This window comes from Epibacterium sp. HA2-3, assembly GCF_055693725.2.
This window is the reverse complement of the sequence record NZ_CM172490.1, coordinates 1,614,691-1,633,097: the sequence shown is the minus strand read 5'-3', so window position 1 is coordinate 1,633,097 and position 18,407 is coordinate 1,614,691. Positions and strand designations below refer to the sequence as shown.

At 60.8% G+C, this 18,407-nt stretch carries 14 protein-coding genes; 9 read left to right on the top strand and 5 right to left on the bottom strand.

Going from position 1 to position 18,407, the window contains the following annotated elements; genetic code table 11:
- The first annotated feature begins 85 nt into the window (after positions 1–85).
- On the top strand, positions 86–295 hold the full coding sequence (locus ACZ1HH_RS07560; RefSeq protein WP_011538908.1) for a CsbD family protein: 210 nt from the start codon (positions 86–88) through the stop codon (positions 293–295).
- 72 nt (positions 296–367) lie between these two features.
- On the opposite strand, the gene prpE is transcribed toward ACZ1HH_RS07560, so the two are convergent.
- Entirely contained in the window at positions 368–2,260 is a 1,893-nt protein-coding gene (gene prpE / locus ACZ1HH_RS07555) for a propionate-CoA ligase PrpE (protein ID WP_416368545.1), read from the bottom strand.
- Between the two features lie 330 nt (positions 2,261–2,590).
- A complete protein-coding gene (locus tag ACZ1HH_RS07550; protein WP_472636291.1) occupies positions 2,591–4,870 on the bottom strand; it encodes an NADP-dependent malic enzyme in 2,280 nt (759 codons plus the stop codon).
- Positions 4,871–5,219: 349 nt separating this feature from the next.
- On the opposite strand from ACZ1HH_RS07550, the gene ACZ1HH_RS07545 reads away from it, so the two are divergent.
- From ACZ1HH_RS07545 to ACZ1HH_RS07525, 5 genes are all read left to right on the top strand, one after another.
- On the top strand, positions 5,220–5,639 hold the full coding sequence (locus tag ACZ1HH_RS07545; RefSeq protein ID WP_472636290.1) for a cytidine deaminase: 420 nt from the start codon (positions 5,220–5,222) through the stop codon (positions 5,637–5,639).
- A 4-nt stretch (positions 5,640–5,643) separates the two neighbouring features.
- Positions 5,644–6,948 carry a thymidine phosphorylase gene (locus ACZ1HH_RS07540; RefSeq protein ID WP_472636289.1) on the top strand — a complete coding sequence of 435 codons (1,305 nt, stop codon included), beginning with the start codon at positions 5,644–5,646 and terminating at the stop codon, positions 6,946–6,948.
- Positions 6,948–8,162, top strand: a complete 1,215-nt coding sequence (locus ACZ1HH_RS07535; RefSeq protein WP_472636288.1) for a phosphopentomutase — start codon at positions 6,948–6,950, stop codon at positions 8,160–8,162. The genes ACZ1HH_RS07540 and ACZ1HH_RS07535 overlap by 1 nt, the downstream gene beginning before the upstream one ends.
- 84 nt (positions 8,163–8,246) lie before the next feature.
- Complete coding sequence (upp, locus tag ACZ1HH_RS07530) at positions 8,247–8,879, top strand: uracil phosphoribosyltransferase (RefSeq protein WP_011538902.1); 633 nt, start codon at positions 8,247–8,249, stop codon at positions 8,877–8,879.
- A gap of 181 nt (positions 8,880–9,060) precedes the next feature.
- The gene (locus ACZ1HH_RS07525; protein ID WP_472636287.1) at positions 9,061–10,314 is read left to right on the top strand and encodes an SPOR domain-containing protein; all 1,254 of its coding nucleotides are present in this window, start codon (positions 9,061–9,063) and stop codon (positions 10,312–10,314) included.
- Positions 10,315–10,381: 67 nt separating this feature from the next.
- On the opposite strand, the gene ACZ1HH_RS07520 is transcribed toward ACZ1HH_RS07525, so the two are convergent.
- Complete coding sequence (locus ACZ1HH_RS07520; protein ID WP_044026763.1) at positions 10,382–11,392, bottom strand: hypothetical protein; 1,011 nt, start codon at positions 11,390–11,392, stop codon at positions 10,382–10,384.
- 413 nt (positions 11,393–11,805) lie between these two features.
- On the opposite strand from ACZ1HH_RS07520, the gene ACZ1HH_RS07515 reads away from it, so the two are divergent.
- Positions 11,806–12,390 carry a DUF2199 domain-containing protein gene (locus ACZ1HH_RS07515; protein ID WP_472636286.1) on the top strand — a complete coding sequence of 195 codons (585 nt, stop codon included), beginning with the start codon at positions 11,806–11,808 and terminating at the stop codon, positions 12,388–12,390.
- 176 nt (positions 12,391–12,566) lie between these two features.
- Here ACZ1HH_RS07515 and ACZ1HH_RS07510 read toward each other — a convergent pair whose 3' ends face one another.
- Positions 12,567–14,198, bottom strand: coding sequence for a long-chain-fatty-acid--CoA ligase (locus ACZ1HH_RS07510; protein ID WP_487320225.1), 1,632 nt, complete (start codon positions 14,196–14,198; stop codon positions 12,567–12,569).
- A 160-nt stretch (positions 14,199–14,358) separates the two neighbouring features.
- Here ACZ1HH_RS07510 and ACZ1HH_RS07505 point away from each other — a divergent pair, with 160 nt between their 5' ends.
- Positions 14,359–15,024, top strand: a complete 666-nt coding sequence (locus tag ACZ1HH_RS07505; protein WP_472636284.1) for a sulfotransferase family 2 domain-containing protein — start codon at positions 14,359–14,361, stop codon at positions 15,022–15,024.
- A 127-nt stretch (positions 15,025–15,151) separates the two neighbouring features.
- On the top strand, positions 15,152–15,844 hold the full coding sequence (locus ACZ1HH_RS07500) for a Hint domain-containing protein (protein ID WP_011538896.1): 693 nt from the start codon (positions 15,152–15,154) through the stop codon (positions 15,842–15,844).
- Positions 15,845–16,171: 327 nt separating this feature from the next.
- Here ACZ1HH_RS07500 and ACZ1HH_RS07495 read toward each other — a convergent pair whose 3' ends face one another.
- Positions 16,172–18,373 (bottom strand): 3-hydroxyacyl-CoA dehydrogenase NAD-binding domain-containing protein, encoded by a 2,202-nt coding sequence (locus ACZ1HH_RS07495; protein ID WP_472636283.1) that lies wholly within the window; start codon positions 18,371–18,373, stop codon positions 16,172–16,174.
- Positions 18,374–18,407 lie beyond the last annotated feature (34 nt).

Below are 18,407 nucleotides of genomic sequence, written 5' to 3'. Positions count from 1 at the left end.
ACAATCCCGGAGGCGGGACGTTTAGAGGTCAAGCAGCGAGCGTCTGTGGACGCACTGTGATCCAACCTGCAAAGGAGCAGAGATCATGAATTGGGATATTATCGAAGGCAAATGGAAGCAGCTCAAAGGCGAGGCGCAAACCCAGTGGGGCAAGCTCAGCGAGGATGAGATCGATCAGGCGGCCGGCGACCGAGACAAACTCGCTGGTCTGCTGCAGGAGCGCTATGGTTTGGCGCGCGAAGATGCTGAGCGTCAGATCGACGCCTTTGCAGAGAGCCTGAAGGAAAAGATCTGATACGAGCACCGCGCTCATCGCAGCGTGGACGAGGAAGCGGCCCCAAGGCGGGCCGCTTTTCTTTGTTCTGTCCTACCCTTGGGCGTAGCCGAGGCTTTGGAGGGCGGTTTTGATCTCGTCCAAGATGGCCGGGTCATCGATGGTCGCGGGCATCTTCCACTCGGTGTTGTCCGCGATGGAGACCATGGTGCCCCGCAAGATCTTGCCCGAGCGCGTCTTGGGGAGGCGATCCACCACGCAGGCGAGTTTGAACGCCGCCACGGGGCCGATCTTTTCGCGCACCAGTTTGACCACCTCGGCGGTGATCTCGGAATGAGGACGATTGCAGCCGGAGTTGAGGCAGAGGAAGCCCAGCGGCATTTGCCCCTTCAGTTGATCTGCCACGCCGATCACGGCACATTCTGCAACATCCGGGTGGCCCGCAAGAACCTCTTCCATCGCGCCTGTAGACAGGCGATGCCCGGCCACGTTGATTACGTCATCGGTACGCGCCATGATGTAGAGATACCCATCCTCATCCATCATCCCGGCATCGCCCGTCTCGTAGTAGCCAGCAAAGGTGGTGAGGTAGCTTTTCTTGAACCGCTCTTCGGCGTTCCAGAGCGTTGGCAACGTGCCAGGGGGCAGGGGGAGTTTGACCGCAATCGCACCCAGCTCTCCGGGGGCGACAGGATGGCCACCCTCGTCAAGGATCTGCACGTCATAGCCGGGCATTGGCACGGCGGGGGAGCCGAGCTTCACCGGGAGCGTTTCAATACCAAGCGGATTGGCAGCAATCGACCAGCCGGTTTCTGTCTGCCACCAGTGATCGATGACTGGCACGCCCAATTGGTCTTGCGCCCAGATGATCGTGTCGGGATCTGCGCGCTCGCCCGCCAGATAGACCTGCTCCAGACAGGAAAGATCGTATTTCCCGACAAACTCGCCTTTGGGATCTTCGCGTTTGACGGCGCGGAATGCGGTGGGGGCGGTGAAGAAGCTTTTCACCTTATGTTCCGAGATCACCCGCCAGAAGGTGCCCGCGTCGGGCGTGCCAACGGGCTTGCCCTCAAAGACAACGGTGGTGTTGCCATGGATGAGCGGTCCATAGCAGATATAGCTGTGTCCCACGACCCAGCCCACGTCGGACGCGGCCCAGAACACATCGCCCGGATCGACGTTATAGATGTTCTTCATAGACCAATTGAGCGCCACAAGCTGCCCGGCCGTGTGGCGGATCACCCCCTTGGGCTGTCCGGTGGTCCCGGAGGTATAGAGGATATAGGAGGGATGATTGCCCTCGACCGGCACACAGTCTGCAGGCTCGACGCCATATTGGAACCCGTGCCAGTTCACGTCGCGCCCCTCGACAAGCTCCGCAACTTCCTGCTCGCGCTGGAGGATCACGCAGAAGTCCGGCTTGTGGCTGGCCATGTCGATGGCTCCATCCAGAAGCGGCTTGTAATGGACGATACGTCCCGGCTCGATCCCGCAGGAGGCGGCGATGATCGCCTTGGGGGTGGCGTCGTCAATCCGTACCGCAAGCTCCGAGGAGGCAAAGCCGCCAAAGACCACCGAATGCACCGCGCCGATCCGCGCACAGGCGAGCATGGCTTCCAGCGCTTCGGGGATCATCGGCATGTAGATGATGACGCGATCGCCTTTCTCGACCCCCTTGGCGCGCAACGCACCGGCGAGGGTGGCCACGCGGTTGCGCAGCTCGACAAAGGAAATCTCGCGTTTTGTGTGGGTGACGGGGCTGTCGTAGATGATCGCGGTCTGCTCGCCGCGCCCGGCCTCAACATGACGGTCCACCGCGTTGTAGCAGGTGTTGACCTTGCTGTCGGCAAACCACTCATAGAGCCCACCGCCCAGATCGCTCAGCGCCTTTGAAGGGGCTTTGTCCCAGCTGATGGCGCCGGCCGCCTCCATCCAGAACCCCTCTGGATCGGCTTTCCACTGCGCATATACCTCAGAATAGGTCATCGGGGTCCTCCTCCCTGTCTGTTCTGAGGACAGAGCCTAGGCGCAAGAGCAAAGCTCTCGCAAGCGCGGCGACGGCTGCTGCGACGAATTAGAACCTGTTAGCGTTAGATTTTGCCAAGTGGAGTTGCAAAGTTTTGCAAACCCCGGAATTGGGCGAATTTTGCAGGGGAAATCTGTCAGGTCTGCAAAGTTGCAAAGCTAATCTTGTGGTAAATCCAGCAGGGCGGCGCCGACTCACCTTAGGTCAAGGTCGAGGCCACGGCGCGCCGCGCGTGGAGGGCGAAGGGCAGGGTTGCCCCTCGCAGAGATCATTTTGCGCTGCGCTGGGCGTCAGCCGTAATGGGCGACCGGAGTGCCCGCGATGGCGGCCATGTTCAACAATCCGCGTGCGGTGATCGACGGGGAAACAATATGAGCGCGGTTGCCCATGCCCATCAGGATCGGCCCGACCTCAAGCCCGCCAGAGCGCATCTTGAGGATGTTGCGCACACCAGACGCCGCATCCGCATGGGCAAAGACCAGCACATTGGCGGCACCTTCCAGCCGCGAATTGGGGAAGATCCGCTCACGCAGCTCCGGGTCGAGCGCGGTGTCGATGTTCATTTCGCCCTCGTAGACAAAATCGCGCCGCTTGTCGTCGAGGATCGCCAAGGCTGCGCGCAGACGCTCCCCGGTGTCGCATTGGATGTTGCCGAACTGGCTCTGCGAACAGAGCGCAATCTGCGGCTTCAGACCAAATCGGCGCACATGGCGCGCTGCACCGATCACGGTTTCGGCGATTTCTTCTGGAGTCGGTTCAATGCGGACCTGGGTGTCGGCAATGAACATTGGCCCATCGTCGAGGATCATCATCGAGAGCGCCCCATGTGGCGCATAAGAACCGCCGCCCAGGATCTGCTGCACATAGTTGAGGTGCCAGCGGTACTCTCCGAACGTACCGCAGATCAGGCTGTCCGCCTCTCCGCGATGCACCATGATGGCGCCAATCGCGGTGGTGTTGGTGCGCAGGATCGCTTTGGCGAGATCCGGCGTCACCCCCCGGCGCTCCATGATCCGATGATAGCTGGTCCAATAGTCACGGTAGCGCGGATCGTTTTCAGGGTTCACAATTTGAACGTCCTGACCGGGGCGGATCGACAGTCCCAGACGCTGGCAGCGGTGCTCGATCACCTCCGGTCGACCAATCAGGATCGGAGTCTCTGTGGTCTCGCGCAGCATCTCCTGTGCGGTGCGCAAGACGCGCTCGTCTTCGCCTTCAGCAAAGACGATCCGGCGGGCTGCCGCGCGAGCGGCCTCGAACACAGGTTTCATCAGGAGCGCGGATTTGAACACGCTTTGGTTCAGCTTGGCGCGGTAAGCCCCCAGATCGTCGATCGGCCGCTTGGCCACGCCGCTGGACATGGCCGCGCGCGCAACGGCAGAGGAAACCACCGCCACCAGACGCGGGTCAAAAGGCTTTGGGATCAGGTAATCCGCGCCAAAGGTGAGCTGCTCCCCCTTGTAGGCCGCAGCCGCCTCGGCTGAGGTTGTGGTCCGCGCAAGCTCTGCGATCCCCTCGACACAGGCAATCTGCATCTCGTCGTTGATCTCAGTGGCGCCAACGTCCAGCGCGCCACGGAAGATAAACGGAAAGCACAGTACGTTGTTGACCTGATTGGGAAAATCGCTGCGACCCGTGGCGATGATAGCGTCTGGCGCCACCTTGCGCGCCTCATCGGGCATGATCTCCGGGGTCGGGTTCGCCAGCGCAAAGATGATCGGGCGTTTCGCCATCTTCGTGACCATCCCGGGCTTGAGCACATTGGGACCGGAAAGGCCAAGGAACAGATCCGCGCCGTCGATCACCTCATCCAGCGTCCGTTTCTCAGAAGCCTGAGCAAAGGCCGCCTTGTGCGGGTTCATGTCCTCCTCGCGGCCTTCATAGACCAAGCCGTGAATATCGCAGAGCCAGACGTTCTCTCGCTTGACCCCAAGTTTCAGCAGCATGTTGAGGCAGGCAATGCCCGCTGCCCCGCCGCCGGTCGAGACGATCTTGATGTCCTCGAACTTCTTGCCCGCTACATGGAGCGCGTTCTTGGCCGCGGCGCCGACAACGATCGCGGTGCCATGCTGGTCATCGTGAAACACGGGGATGTTCATCCGCTCGCGGCAGAGTTTTTCGACGATAAAACAATCAGGTGCCTTGATGTCTTCAAGGTTTACCGCGCCAAAGGTCGGCTCCAGCGCGCAGACGATGTCGGCCAGTTTCTCGGGATCGCTTTCGTTCAATTCAATGTCAAAGCAGTCGATATTGGCGAAGTTTTTGAATAGAACCGCCTTGCCTTCCATCACCGGTTTGGAGGCCAGCGCACCGATGTTGCCAAGTCCCAGAACCGCAGAGCCGTTGGAGACCACCGCAACCAGATTGCCCCGCGCCGTGTAGCGCGCGGCATTGGCCTCGTCGTCCTTGATCTCAAGACAGGCTTCAGCCACGCCGGGTGAGTAGGCCCGTGCAAGGTCGTTGCCAGTGGCCAGCGGTTTTGTGGCGCGAATTTCCAGTTTACCGGGACGCGGGAACTCGTGGTAGCGCAGAGCCGCGTCGCGCAGGGATTCCGAGGTCTTGTCGGGCATGAAGGTCGCTCCTGATGGTGATAGTTTAGTGCTAAACTATCTTGCGGGTGAGGGGAACCGCCTTTTGCACAAGGCGCAGATCATCGGCAAGGCTTTGCATCTCGCATCACTGAGTGGCGGGCGGCTCGCCAAAATTCCTGCCGGGGTGCGGGACGGCATGCTCTGGTCAGCCCACCAGAAGGCTTTCGTCTTGTTGATTGAGGGAGGGTGCCGCGAGATGACATTTGACCATCCGATCAAAACGGGCAAAGACTGGGACAACAGGACCACACGAATGCCACAAGGCCCGAGGCCCCACGCGCTGGCGAAGGATCGTCAGCCACGGCCCCCTGCGAGGACGGAGATCATTATGCCTGCATCAGACACCGATACTATTCATCCCTTGCGCGCAGCCGCTGCTGCGGTGCGCCAGAATGCCCATGCGCCCTATTCGAACTTCAAGGTGGGCGCGGCGATCCGGGCCAGATCCGGCACGGTCTATGTGGGCTGCAATGTCGAAAACGTGGCCTATCCCGAAGGCACCTGTGCCGAGGCCGGTGCGATTGCGGCGATGGTGGCGGCCGGTGAAACTGAACTTCTTGAGGCCTATGTGATCGCCGATTGCCCAAACCCGGTGCCGCCCTGCGGCGGCTGCCGTCAGAAGCTCAAGGAATTCGGCGCTGCCGAGGTCGCGGTGACCCTTGCGACCACCGATGGCGTCGAAATGGAGACCACGATTGGCGATCTGCTGCCTGGCGCGTTTGACGCAGGCCATATGGAGCGGAGCTGACGGCATGGATGCGCGCACGGTCATTGCCCGGTTAAGGCAGAAACACACCCCAAGCACCGAGGAGCTGCGCTGGTTTGCCGAGGGGCTCGCCAGTGGAGCCGTCAGCGACGCGCAGGCCGGCGCCTTTGCCATGGCGATCTGTCTCAACGGGTTGCCCGCCGCGGCGCGCTCTGACCTGACGCTTGCGATGCGCGACAGCGGCGATGTTCTGACGTGGGATCTGCCGGGGCCGGTGGTGGACAAACACTCGACCGGTGGGGTTGGCGATTGCGTGTCGCTTCTTCTGGCGCCTGCGCTTGCGGAATGTGGCGCTTATGTCCCGATGATCTCGGGACGCGGTCTTGGGCACACGGGTGGCACGCTCGACAAGCTGGAGGCGATCCCCGGTCTAAGCACCGAGGTCACGCAAGATCGGCTGGCGGGAATTGTGGCCGACGTTGGCTGCGCCATCGTGGGGGCAACCGCGCGGATTGCCCCGGCGGACAAGCGGCTTTATGCGGTGCGCGATGTGACGGCCACGGTGGAGAGCCTCGATCTGATTACAGCATCGATCCTTTCGAAAAAGCTGGCTGCCAGCCCCGAAGCATTGGTGCTCGATGTCAAGATCGGCTCGGGCGCCTTTATGAAAACTTTGGAGGAGGCGCGCGCTTTGGCGACCTCTCTGGTGGAAACCTCAAAGGCTGCGGGGTGTCCGACGCAGGCGCTGATCACCGATATGAACCAGCCGCTTGTTCCAGCCTTGGGCAATGCGCTTGAGGTTGCCGAAGTGGTGCGGGCGCTCACCGGTCAGTCGAGCGGGCAGATCATCGAGATCACCGTGGCACTTGGTGGCGCGCTGTTGCAGCAGGCGGGACTTGCCCCCAACCAAGAGGCGGGCGAGACGCAAGTTGCCGCCGCAATTGCCGAAGGTCGCGCGGCAGAGCGGTTTGCCCGGATGGTTGCCGCGCAGGGTGGTCCGTCCACAGAGCTTGAGACATGGGCGCGCGCGCTGCCGCAAGCACCGGTCTGCGCAGAGGTCACGGCCGAGGACGCAGGCTATGTTGCGGCGATCGACGGCGAGGCCCTTGGTCTGCTGGTGGTTCGGCTGGGCGGCGGGCGTATGGTTGAAAGCGACCGTATCGACCCTGCGGTCGGGATCTCGGACCTGCTGCCCTTGGGGGCCAAAGTGGCCAGGGGCGATGTCATTGCGCGCGTTCATGCCGCCCACGCAGAGGCCGCGCAAGATGCGATCTCGGCCTTGTGGGCGGCGGTGAGGCTTGCACCTGCCGCACCCGACCTGCCGCCGCTGGTGTATGAGAGGATCAACTGATGGCGCGTGCCTTTCTGGTGGTATTGGACTCGGTGGGTATCGGTGGCGCGCCGGATGCCGGGGCCTATTACAACAAGGATCTGCCCGATCTCGGGGCCAATACCGTCGCGCATATTGCACAGGCCTGTGCGGAGAAGCGCGCCGAGGAGGGGCGCCGGGGCGGGCTGCATTTGCCAACGCTTGATGCGATGGGTCTGGGCGCGGCAGTGCGCCTTGCCTCCGGCCAGCCTGCGCCGGGTCTTGATGCTGTGCCAGCCGGGCTTTGGGGCGCTGCCGTCGAGGTGAGCGCGGGCAAGGACACTCCCTCAGGCCACTGGGAACTTGCCGGCCTGCCAGTGCCATGGGACTGGGGCTATTTCCCCGAGGAGGGGGCAGCCTTTGATGCGGATCTGGTGGCGCATGTGGCACAGGCCGCCGGGGTCTCGGGAATCTTGGGGAACTGTCATGCTTCTGGCACCAGCATCATCGCGGAGCTTGGCGCAGAACACCTGCGGACGGGGCTGCCGATCTGCTACACTTCGGCCGATAGCGTCTTTCAGATCGCTGCACATGAGGCGCATTTTGGCCTTGAGCGCTTGCTCAAGCTTTGCGCCGATATCGCGCCCTATCTGCATGCCCGCAGGGTGGGCCGCGTGATCGCGCGTCCATTCGTGGGCTCCCCTGATGCAGGGTTTGAGCGCACCACCAATCGGCGCGACTATTCCATTAAACCTCCGGCCCCGATCCTGACCGATTGGGTTCAGGCTGCCGGTGGACGTGTCCATGCCATCGGCAAGATTGGTGACATCTTCTCCATGCAAGGCATTGACACACTTGAGAAAGGCTCTGATCAGGCTCTGATGCGCCATCTTGCCAATGCGGTGCAAAGCGCTGAAGACGGCAGCCTGACCTTTGCAAACTTTGTCGAGTTTGACAGCCTTTATGGTCACCGCCGAGATGTCGCGGGCTATGCGCGGGCGCTCGAGTGGTTCGATCGCGAGATTACCGGAATCCTCGCGCAGTTGCGTCCGGGGGACCTGATGGTGCTGACCGCAGACCACGGCAACGATCCAAGCTGGCCCGGGACCGACCATACCCGCGAACAGGTGCCGGTGCTTGTCGCAGGGGCGGGGTCGGGGTGCATCGGAACCGTGGGGTTTGTCGACATCGCTGCGTCGGTTGCAGCGCATCTGGGCGTACCCTCCGAGGGGCCGGGGCGCAGCTTTTTGCCCTGAACGCGCCGAGGCGCGACCGGAAAACGCCTTGCTTGTCCGGGGGCGGGGCGCTTATGAAAACAAAAAACAAAAGGAGTGCGCCTGATGAGTGACCACCTGACCGTCGTTGACCACCCGCTCGTACAACACAAGCTGACCATCATGCGGGACAAGGCCACGTCCACCTATGAATTTCGCCAGCTGTTGCGCGAGCTGACGCAGCTGTTGGCCTATGAGGTCACCCGCGAGTTGCCGCTCACGACCACCACCATCGAAACCCCGATGGAGGAAATGGAAGCGCCGATCCTCGCGGGCAAGAAGCTGGCACTTGTGTCGATCCTGCGCGCAGGCAACGGCATGCTTGATGGGGTGCTCGAGCTGGTGCCCTCGGCGCGGGTGGGCTTTGTCGGCATGTACCGCGACGAGGAAACGCTGGAGCCGGTGCAGTATTATTTCAAAGTTCCGCAGCAGATCTCTGACCGGATGGTGATTGCGGTGGACCCGATGCTGGCGACGGGAAATTCCTCGGTCGCGGCGGTTGACCTGCTGAAAAAAGCAGGCGCCAACAACATTCGGTTCTTGTGCCTGCTGGCCTCGCCCGAAGGGGTGGCACGCATGAAAGAAGCGCATCCGGATGTGAAGATCATCACCGCCTCGCTGGATCGCGGCCTCAATGAAAAGGGCTATATCATGCCCGGGCTCGGGGATGCGGGCGACCGTATGTTCGGCACCAAATAGCCCAGAGATGGCCCCATGCACCAGCCGCCACGCGCGACACTCTGCACGCAACAGCTGAGGTTTGGGGCCACCCCCGCAATATGGCGACGATCGGACGGATCGCGCCATATTGTTGCCCAGATTGCCTTTACTCAGTTGGGGATTTGAGGCATCCTGCCGCCATATATTGTGGGGCAGTTGGATGAAAATAACTACAATTACGGCAGTATCCCTCATCTTGGCATCCGGCTTGGCAACTGGTGTCAGCGCGCAGCTGTCCTCCAAGACGGCGCAACCAGCAGAGTTTCCACCGGCGAGTTATCAGGGTCGTCAATATGTGGACAGCCGTGGCTGCATCTTTATTCGCGCCGGTGTGGACGGCAATGTGACGTGGATTCCGCGTGTGAACCGCGCCCGTCAGCAGCTCTGTGGTGCGGAACCGTCCAACATCGCAGGCTCAACGCGCCAGCAGCCCCAAACGCAAGACCCGCGCCCCGATATCATCACTCTGACGCCGGATGAGGATCGTGTCGACGAGGCCGCCCCGGTGCGGTTGACCACGCCGACACCGGCGCGCACGCGCTCGACCGTGCCGCCTCCTGCGGTCAAACCAGAGCGCAGAGCCGAAGTCCCGACACCGAATGCGCGTGCGACCTCGCTTGCGCCCGCACGGCCCCTTCGCGCCGCCGCGCCTCAGCCCGTTGCAGCGGCACCTGCGCCGGCAGCGCCCATCGTTGCACCCGCACCGCGCCGCCCACTGCGCAATGCGGGCGATCCGTTGGATCAGATCACGCCCAACACGCGTATCCTGCCGGTACACGTCTATCTGATGCGCCGACAGAGCGAGGGGCTTCAGGTGCCTGAGGGCTACCGCCCGGCCTGGGATGATGATCGATTGAATATCCGTCGGGTCGAGCAAACCATCCGGCCGACCGTGATCAACCAATTACCGGCAGTGCCGGAGGGGTACGAGTTGGCAGATCGTGCGGACAATCGGATGAACATTCAGCGCGGGCAGCGTTCTCCCCAAGGGGATGCGCAGATGGCGCAGGTCTGGTCCGACACGCTGCCACGGCGTTTGCTGGAGCAGCCGCTTGATAAAACACCCTTCGTCCTGAGGGATGCCAAGGCCAGATATGGGTATGTTGAGCCGCGCCGGGGCACAGGTGTAGCCACCCGTTTGTCGAGCCGGGCAGCCCCGGATGCGACCCTGCCAGAGGCGGTTCCGTCTAAGCCACGCTATGTGCGTGCCGTGACCCTTGCCTCCGAGGAGGAGGCCCGCCGCATTGCGCGTGAGCTGTCGGCGGCGACCGGGTTGCAGATGCGTCTTGGCACGCTCACCCGTAACGGCCAGACTCTCAAGGTGGTGCTCGCGGGGCCCTTTACGGTGGGCGCGGATCGGGCCCTGCAGCGTATCCGTTCCGCGGGGTTCAGCGGAGCGCGGCTCAGCAAGTAGCGCAATGCGGCAAAACGCAAAGTATAGGCCGGGCATGCTCCCGGCCTTTTTGTTTATAAACAGTGTTTTAGCCGCAGATGTTTTGAAGTTGGACCCAGTCGCGGTCATTCAGAACCGGCGCCAGTTCCCGGCCCGCCATGGGGTCCGCCTCGATCAGCCCGATGGTGGATTCACCGGTCACGTCCCGCGCATAGGCATAGGGCGTGGAAGGGATCGCAGCACGAGCAAATTCAGCCAGGAGTGCCTCGGTATCGACGCCCGGGCGCGGGGATGACAGCATGGTCTCGGAATAGCGATCCAGCGTGTCGCGTTTGATTTCCCCCGTGGTGAGCAGGCGGAAGGTGGCGGTGACCCCGCCAATGTCGAGGATCTCCGCCATCGGATCGCGCTCGTCGGCGCGCACATGTTCCACCAACACCGCGCCTGCGGCGACGGCGGGGTCCTCGAAATCCTCGACAAAGCTTCGGTTGATCAGGACGATGCCGCCGGGCAGCGTGAGGCTCTCGGCAATACCGGAGCGCAGCACAACCACACGGCGCACGTCGGTGCGATCCGCCAGCTTTTTCAGGATCGGTTCAGCCTCTGGTGTCGAACACGCCTGACCTGAGACCCGTTCGATACGTCCCAGAAGCGCCTGACCTATGGCCTTGCGGTGGACGTCGGAGACAGCGGCAAGGGTCTGATTTCGCATGGTTTTCGGCAGCCCAAGCGCCAAGAGTGCGACCGCGCAGACCACGATTGTCACGCCCCCAAAGAGCCGAAGGCGCCCGGGGTGTGGACGCGCGCGATCAATGGCGGTTTGCACTTTCTCGATGGCGTCACGCATGGTGACCTCATCCTCAGCAAGCTCCAACGTCTCGCCGGGGTCACCATCAGGATGATAAAGCGCCGGGAAAGCGCCGGGATTGGCGCGCTCGATCGCGGCCAGCGACCAATGGGCGAGGGGGCGATCTTGCATATCGGTGATGGTGAGCGTGGCATCTCCAAGCGAGACGATCACATCCCGCCGCTGCTCTGCCGGGGACGCCCGCCAGATCCCCACTGCCTCAAGCCGCTGAAATTCGCGCAGTACCGTCATGGACCCGAAATGCCTGCTCCTGTTGTTGTTCGTTGCATTTAACATGCAAGCCGCGTCGGCGGCAAACCGCTTTGCAGCTCGAGCGGTGGTGCTTGGGTGTTTTTGCGAACGTTGAGAGGGCGTTGAGGTGGAAAGGAGCCAGATATGGCTGCGCAAGACATTCCCTCGGTCAGTTGGTGAGAATAGCAGGAGGCGCTTGCTCTTGCGCCTGCGAAAGCAGAAGGTTGTGATGAAGTGTCATACGCTGACGCGAAGAGTGCGGTATCTGTGCTGGAGGATATTGAGAGTATTTGCTTGAAAGCACTCATTTGTGATGCGCGTCACGCAGGAACGGCCTGTGCCTGAAGCTACCTCCATTGCACACAAAGACAATGTCTGGGTCAAATTGGTTCACTGCGCGGAAAGGGTATACATTGTTCAAACGATTGTTCGGCAAACGACAATTTCAGTACAAGTGCAACGCGTGTGGTGAGCTTCACCAAGGATCGCCGTCGTTCTCGTTTCGGTTTCCGACATACTATTTCGATGTCCCCGAGGGGGACCGAAAAGATCGGACTTTCGCCTCGGATGATCTTTGTCATATTAAACCTGCAAAAGGTGATGACCAAGGCGACGAGATTTTCTGTATTCGTGTTGTCCTTGAGATCCCCATCCAAGGTACCGATGCCGTGTTTACTTGGGGAGTTTGGGTTGCTCAGTCTAAAGATAGCTTCGAAAAATACGTCGAAACCTTTGGTCAGGATCAGTCGTCGCTCGGGAGCTTGTGGTGGTTGCCCGTCGACATTCCGTTTTACAATCTATCTGATGCCGGCGCTCCTCTTGAGCACCTTGAATGTGATATTCAATGGAGTGCGAAGGGGCAAAGACCAAAGGCCTATCTTTGGGACAGTTCCCATCCGCTTTCCATTGATCAACGCGAAGGGATTAGCTGGAGAAAGGCAATAAAAATTGCCAATCTCGCAAATCACGCGTGCTCAAGGAAAGATCAGGTCGCTTAACAAAGGAAGGCCGACATTCGCGTCGTCGCTGCGAGTTGGTGCTTCGTCCCGCGTGGTATCCATCTATGAATGGCGTACTGAATGTCAGCAATTGCAGATTCAGGCCCGGTCTGACAGATCTTCGCCATCCAGTCTCATTTCACCAAAGCGTCTTCATCCACGGCTCGAGGTCGCCCTCAACTCCCCCCTGCGAAGCTCTTCCTCAGTTCAAACTTCTGGATCTTTCCGGTCGAGGTCTTGGGGAGCTCGCAGAAGACCACTGCCTTGGGTGTCTTAAAGCCCGCAAGCGTTTGGCGGGCAAAGGCAATTAGGGATGCCTCATCGACATCTGCGCCTTCTTTGAGTTCCACAAAGGCGCAGGGCACTTCGCCCCATTTCTCGTCCGGTTTTGCCACGACCGCCGCAAGGTTCACATCCGGATGGCCCATCAGGACCCCCTCGACTTCAACGGAAGAGATGTTCTCCCCGCCCGAGATAATGATGTCCTTGGCGCGGTCCGCGATCTGGATGTAGCCATCCGGGTGCTGAATCGCGATGTCGCCAGAGTGGAAATAGCCGCCCGCAAACGCCTCTTCAGTGGCTTCCGGGTTCTTTAGGTAACCTTTCATGACGGAGTTGCCCCGCATCACGATTTCCCCCTGATCGCTGCCATTCATGGGGACCTGTTGCATGTCGGCGTCCATGACCGTGATGTGGTCCATCATTGGAAAGGCCACGCCCTGACGTGCCTTGATTGCGGCGCGCCCTTGTTGATCCAGCTCGTCCCAGCTGTCGCCTTTCCAGAGGCATTCCGTCACATGACCATAGGTCTCTGTAAGCCCGTAGACTTGCGTGACATGAAAGCCCAGGCGTTCGATTTTCTCGAGCGTGGCCGGGGCAGGGGGCGCACCGGCGGTAAAGACCTCTACCGTGTGGTCAAAGGCGCGCCGCTCGGTGTCCTTGGCGTTCACGATCATGTTGAGCACGATGGGCGCGCCGCCAAAATGGGTGACACCCTCATCCGCGATGGCGTTATAGATGGCTTCGGCGGTGGTGTTGCGACAGCAAACCACGGTGCCGCCCAGCACCGGCATCATCCAGGTGTGGTTCCAGCCATTGCAATGAAACAGCGGCACGATGGTCAGGTAGACCGGGCGCAGTTGCAACCGCCACGACACCACCGTGCCCATGGTCATCAGGTAGGCGCCGCGGTGATGGTAGACCACGCCTTTCGGGCGCCCGGTGGTGCCAGAGGTGTAATTGAGCGCGAGGCTCTCCCATTCATCCTCGGGCATGACCCAGTCAAAATCAGTTGCACCATGCGCGATCAGGTCTTCATAGGTGGTGTAGCGACCGCTGGCCGCATGGCCAGCCTCTGTGTCCGGCACTTCAATGAGGGTAGGGCCTGCGCCCTGCAGTCTTTCTTTGGCGGCTTCGGCAAGAGGCAGGAATTCACTGTCCACAAGCACGACTTTGGCCTGACCGTGATCAAAGATATAGGCCACCGTATCCACATCCAGCCGAATGTTGATCGTATTGAGCACCGCCCCGCAGGCTGGCACGCCAAAATGCGCCTCCGCCTGAGCGGGGATGTTGGGCAGCAATGTTGCCACCACATCGCCCGGAGCGACCCCCATCCCGGCCAATGCCGACGCCAACCGCGTGCAGCGATCATGATACTGGGCATAGCTGCGCCGTGTCTGACCGTAGACCAAGGCGGGTTCGTCGGCAAAGACATGCGCCGCCCGCTGCAAATGGGACAGCGGCGTCAGCGCGACATAATTTGCAGCCCTGCGCTCCAACCCGGTTTCATCGGCCAACCACCCCATAGAGTCTCCTCCCAAGCTCAGTGTTTTTATCTCTGAGAGCGATTATTGCGCTGAGGCGTTCGAAATTGAAAGAGATTGCTTGGTGCTGGCTGCAATTCCTCAGATCTGACCTGCGATCACAGGTGTTTCCCAAAGCACAGTAATGGGTTAGCCTCTGCGCATGATCCTTTCGCGTGGGCGCAACTACGTCTTTATTCATATCCCGAAGACCGGTGGCACCGCGCTTGCACTGGCGCTTGAGTCGCGCGCGATGGCCGGAGACGAGATGCTCGGCGACACGCCCAAGGCCGTCAAACGCCGCCGCCGCCTGCATGGCACCGAGACGCGCGGGCGATTGTGGAAGCATTCAACGCTTGCAGACATCGAAGGTCTCGCCAGCCGCGAAGAACTGCGCCAGATGTTTGCCTTTACCCTTGTGCGCAATCCCTTTGATCGCGTGGTGAGCCTGTATCACTGGCTTCAGGCGCAATCCTTTGATCATCCGATGGTGCCACTGGCGCATTCGCTGCCGTTTACCAGCTTTGTGACCGATCCTTTGGTGATGCGCGCGCTCAAATCTCAACCGGCTCTGTCTTATATGATGCAGTCGGACGGGTATGAGCATTGCAGCCTTTACATAAGGCTCGAATATTTCGCCAAGGATGCCGCACCTTTGTTCGATCACTTGGGATTCGCATTGGAATTGCCTCGCGTGAATGAGTCGCGTCGCGATCCGGACTGGCGTGTTTACTATGATTCACAGGCGGTTGATGCCGTAAGGACGTGCTGCCAGCTCGAAATCGAACGATTTGAATACTCTTTTAACGATTACCCCCTATCCCTTTGATACAGAGCGGCTCCCTAAGAGCACGCGCCCAGGCCCGACCGATTTGCTACAAAGGATTCACGGAACGGCGATTGGAGCTTCGAGCCCCTGAGGTCCGGAGCAACATCAAGGTCGAAAGGACAGGAACATGCTGGATTGGTTTGCAAAACGAAATGCCTCCCCGATGGCAGAGGCGTTCACAACCGAATTTCCGATGGTCGCAACCGGCCAGGCAGGGTTTCTCTCAGGGACCATGGTCGCCACCGCAACCGGCTGGCGCCCCGTCGAAGCGCTCTCCATCGGTGACGAGGTTCTGACCTTCGATCACGGCATGCGTCCGATCAAATCCATTACCCGCCGCACCCTGGTTCTGGGCGACACCGCCTGCGCCCAGGAAATGGCCCCGATCTATATCCCCCGTGATGCACTGGGCAACCGCAACCCGATGTGGGTCAAGCCAGAGCAGGGCATCCTCCTCGAGCATGATCTTCTTGAAGACAGCCTTGGTGATCCCTTCGCCGTTGTTCCGGCTTGCGCACTTGAGGGCTACCGCGGTATTGCTCGCGCCCCGCAGCAGGTGACCATGCAGACCGTGGTGCTTACCTTTGACGAAGACGAAGTGCTCTATATCGAAGCTGGCGTGCTGGCCTATTGCCCGGCAGATCACGACCTGATGCACTACTGCGTGACCGCCGCCTCCGAAGAGCTCTACACAATCCTCTCCGCCGCCGAGGCGCGTGAGCTGGTCATCGACATGATCACCGAGGACAGCTTCTGGACCCAAGGGGCGGTTGCTGGCAGCGGTGGCACAGGTGAGCCGCAGTATACGACCTTCGCCTGATCCCCAAACGCTCTCTCTCACACCTCCTGAGCAAACACCCCGCGCGCCGCTTGGTCGGCTGCGGGGTGTTTTCATGTTGGAGCACGCGCTTGTTTTCGGGAAGCTCCGCGTCGAACGCCGCCGCTGCGCCGGTCAAGACACCACCCTCTGCCGCAATGTGCGTGCGGGAGCGCACTGACGCCCCAACAGGCCCATTCCGAGATCGAAAACCATTCCCGGTCCAGCTTTCATCTTTTCTCAAATATCTCTGAGCGCGAGGCAGAGCCTCGCAAAAAAATAGCCGCCCCAAAGAAAGGGGCGGCCATATCAGCATGAAGGCAGGACGGTTTAGGCGGCTTGATCCTCTTCCGGCGCAAACCGGCCATAGAAGGTCTGGCCTTTTTCGGCCATCTCCCGCAGGAGCGGCGGGCAGGCAAAACGGTCGCCATATGCCTCGGCCAGTTGGTCACAACGCTCGGCTGCATAGGGCGTGCCGATGATATCAAGCCAGCTGAGCGGTCCACCGGACCACGGCGCAAAGCCCCAGGCGAGGACCGCGCCCACGTCACCCTCGCGGATGTCCATCAGCACGTTTTCCTCCAGTGCCCGCACAGCCTCAAGGACCTGCGCAAACATCAGCCGCTCCTGGACCTCAACCAGATCGGGCTGAACCTCCGCCAGCGGGTATTTCTCCGCAAGGCCCTTCCAGTACTCAACGCGCTTGCCCTTGTCGTCATAGTCAAAGAAGCCCGCATTGGCCTTGCGCCCCAGACGCCCCTGATCTTCCATCCAGAAGATCAGATCATCTGCCGGGCTTTCGGGATAGGCGTCGCCCATCGCCGCCTTGGTGGCGCGTGCGATCTTTGCACCGAGATCGATCGAGGTCTCATCCGTCAGCTGGATCGGCCCTACGGGGAAGCCCAGCTGACGCGCCGCATTGTCGATCAGCACCGGCGAGACACCTTCGGTGATCATCCGTGCGCCCTCGTTGATGTAGGGGATGATGCAGCGGTTGCAGTAGAAGAAGCGCGCATCATTGACCACGATCGGCGTCTTGCGGATCTGGCGCACATAGTCCAGCGCCTTGGCCACCGCGCGATCGCCAGTTTTCTCGCCCTTGATGATCTCCACCAGGAACATCTTCTCCACCGGAGAGAAGAAGTGAATGCCGATGAACTGCTCGGGCCGGACCGAGGCCTCGGCGAGGCTGGTGATCGGCAGGGTGGAGGTGTTGGAGGCAAAGATGCAATCCTCAGGGATGATCGCCTCGACCTTCTTGGTCATCTCGGCCTTCACGCCCGGGTCTTCAAACACCGCCTCAATGATCAGATCGCAGCCCTTGAGGGCGTCGAGATCTGCTGTTGCGGTGATCTGCGCCAGCAGCGCCTCTTTTTTCTCGGGCGTGGCTTTGCCGCGCTTGATGCCCTTGTCCATATAGGTGGCAGAGTAGGCCTTGCCTTTGTCGGCGGCGTCCTGATCGCGGTCGATCAGTACGACCTCCATGCCCGCCTGCGCTGAAACCAGTGCAATGCCTGCGCCCATCATGCCTGCGCCGAGCACGCCGATCTTCTTCACGGACTGATCCTCAATGCCCTTGGGCCGCACGGCGCCTTTCTCCAGCGCTTGCTTGTTGAGGAACAGCGAGCGGATCATCGCAGAGGACGACGGGTTCATCAGAACATGGGTGAACCAGCGCGCCTCGATGCGCAGCGCGGTGTCAAAATCCACCAATGCGCCCTCATAGACCGCCGAGAGCAGCGCCTTGGCCGCCGGGAAGGCGCCTTGGGTCTTGCCATGCACCATGGCAGACGCGCCGACAAAGTTCATGAACCCCGCCGGGTGATAGGGCGCACCACCGGGCATTTTGTAGCCCTTCTGATCCCAGGGCTTCACGATATCGGCGTCTTTGGCGTTGAGCACCCACTGACGCGCCGCTTCCAGCGGATCAGCGGCAACCTCATCCACAAGGCTTGCGGATTTCGCCTTCTTGGGGTCCAGCATCTTGCCTTCAAGCAGCACGGGGGCGGCGTTCACGGCACCCACCATGCGCGAATAGCGAATGGTACCGCCGCCACCAGGGAAGATGCCCAGAAGGATCTCCGGCAGGCCGATCTTGGCTTTTGGGTTGTCGGTCATGGTCCGGTAATGACAGGCCAGCGCAATCTCGGTGCCGATGCCCGCGCAGGTGCCATTGATGGCGCAGGCAATCGGCTTGCCGCCCTTGTTGGTCTTGGCATCCATCCCTGCGCGCTCCAGCTTGCGCAGGATGCGGTGGCCATTCATGGTGAAATCGAACAGGCCCTGAGCCGGGTTTTCGCCCGACTCCTCGCGAATGGTGGCCAGCACATTCAGGTCCATACCACCCGCAAAGTCTTTCTTGCCGGAAGTGATCACCACGCCTTTGACGGCGTCATCGCCAAGCGCACGGTCGATATAGTCCTCCACCAGGCCAAAGGCCTCGCGGGTGAGGACGTTCATGCTCTTGCCTTCCGCGTCCCATGTGATGATGGCGATGCCATCGGCGTCTACGTCGTATTTGAAATCGGTCATAGTCTTTGTCTCCAACCCTATCAGGTGAGAAGGC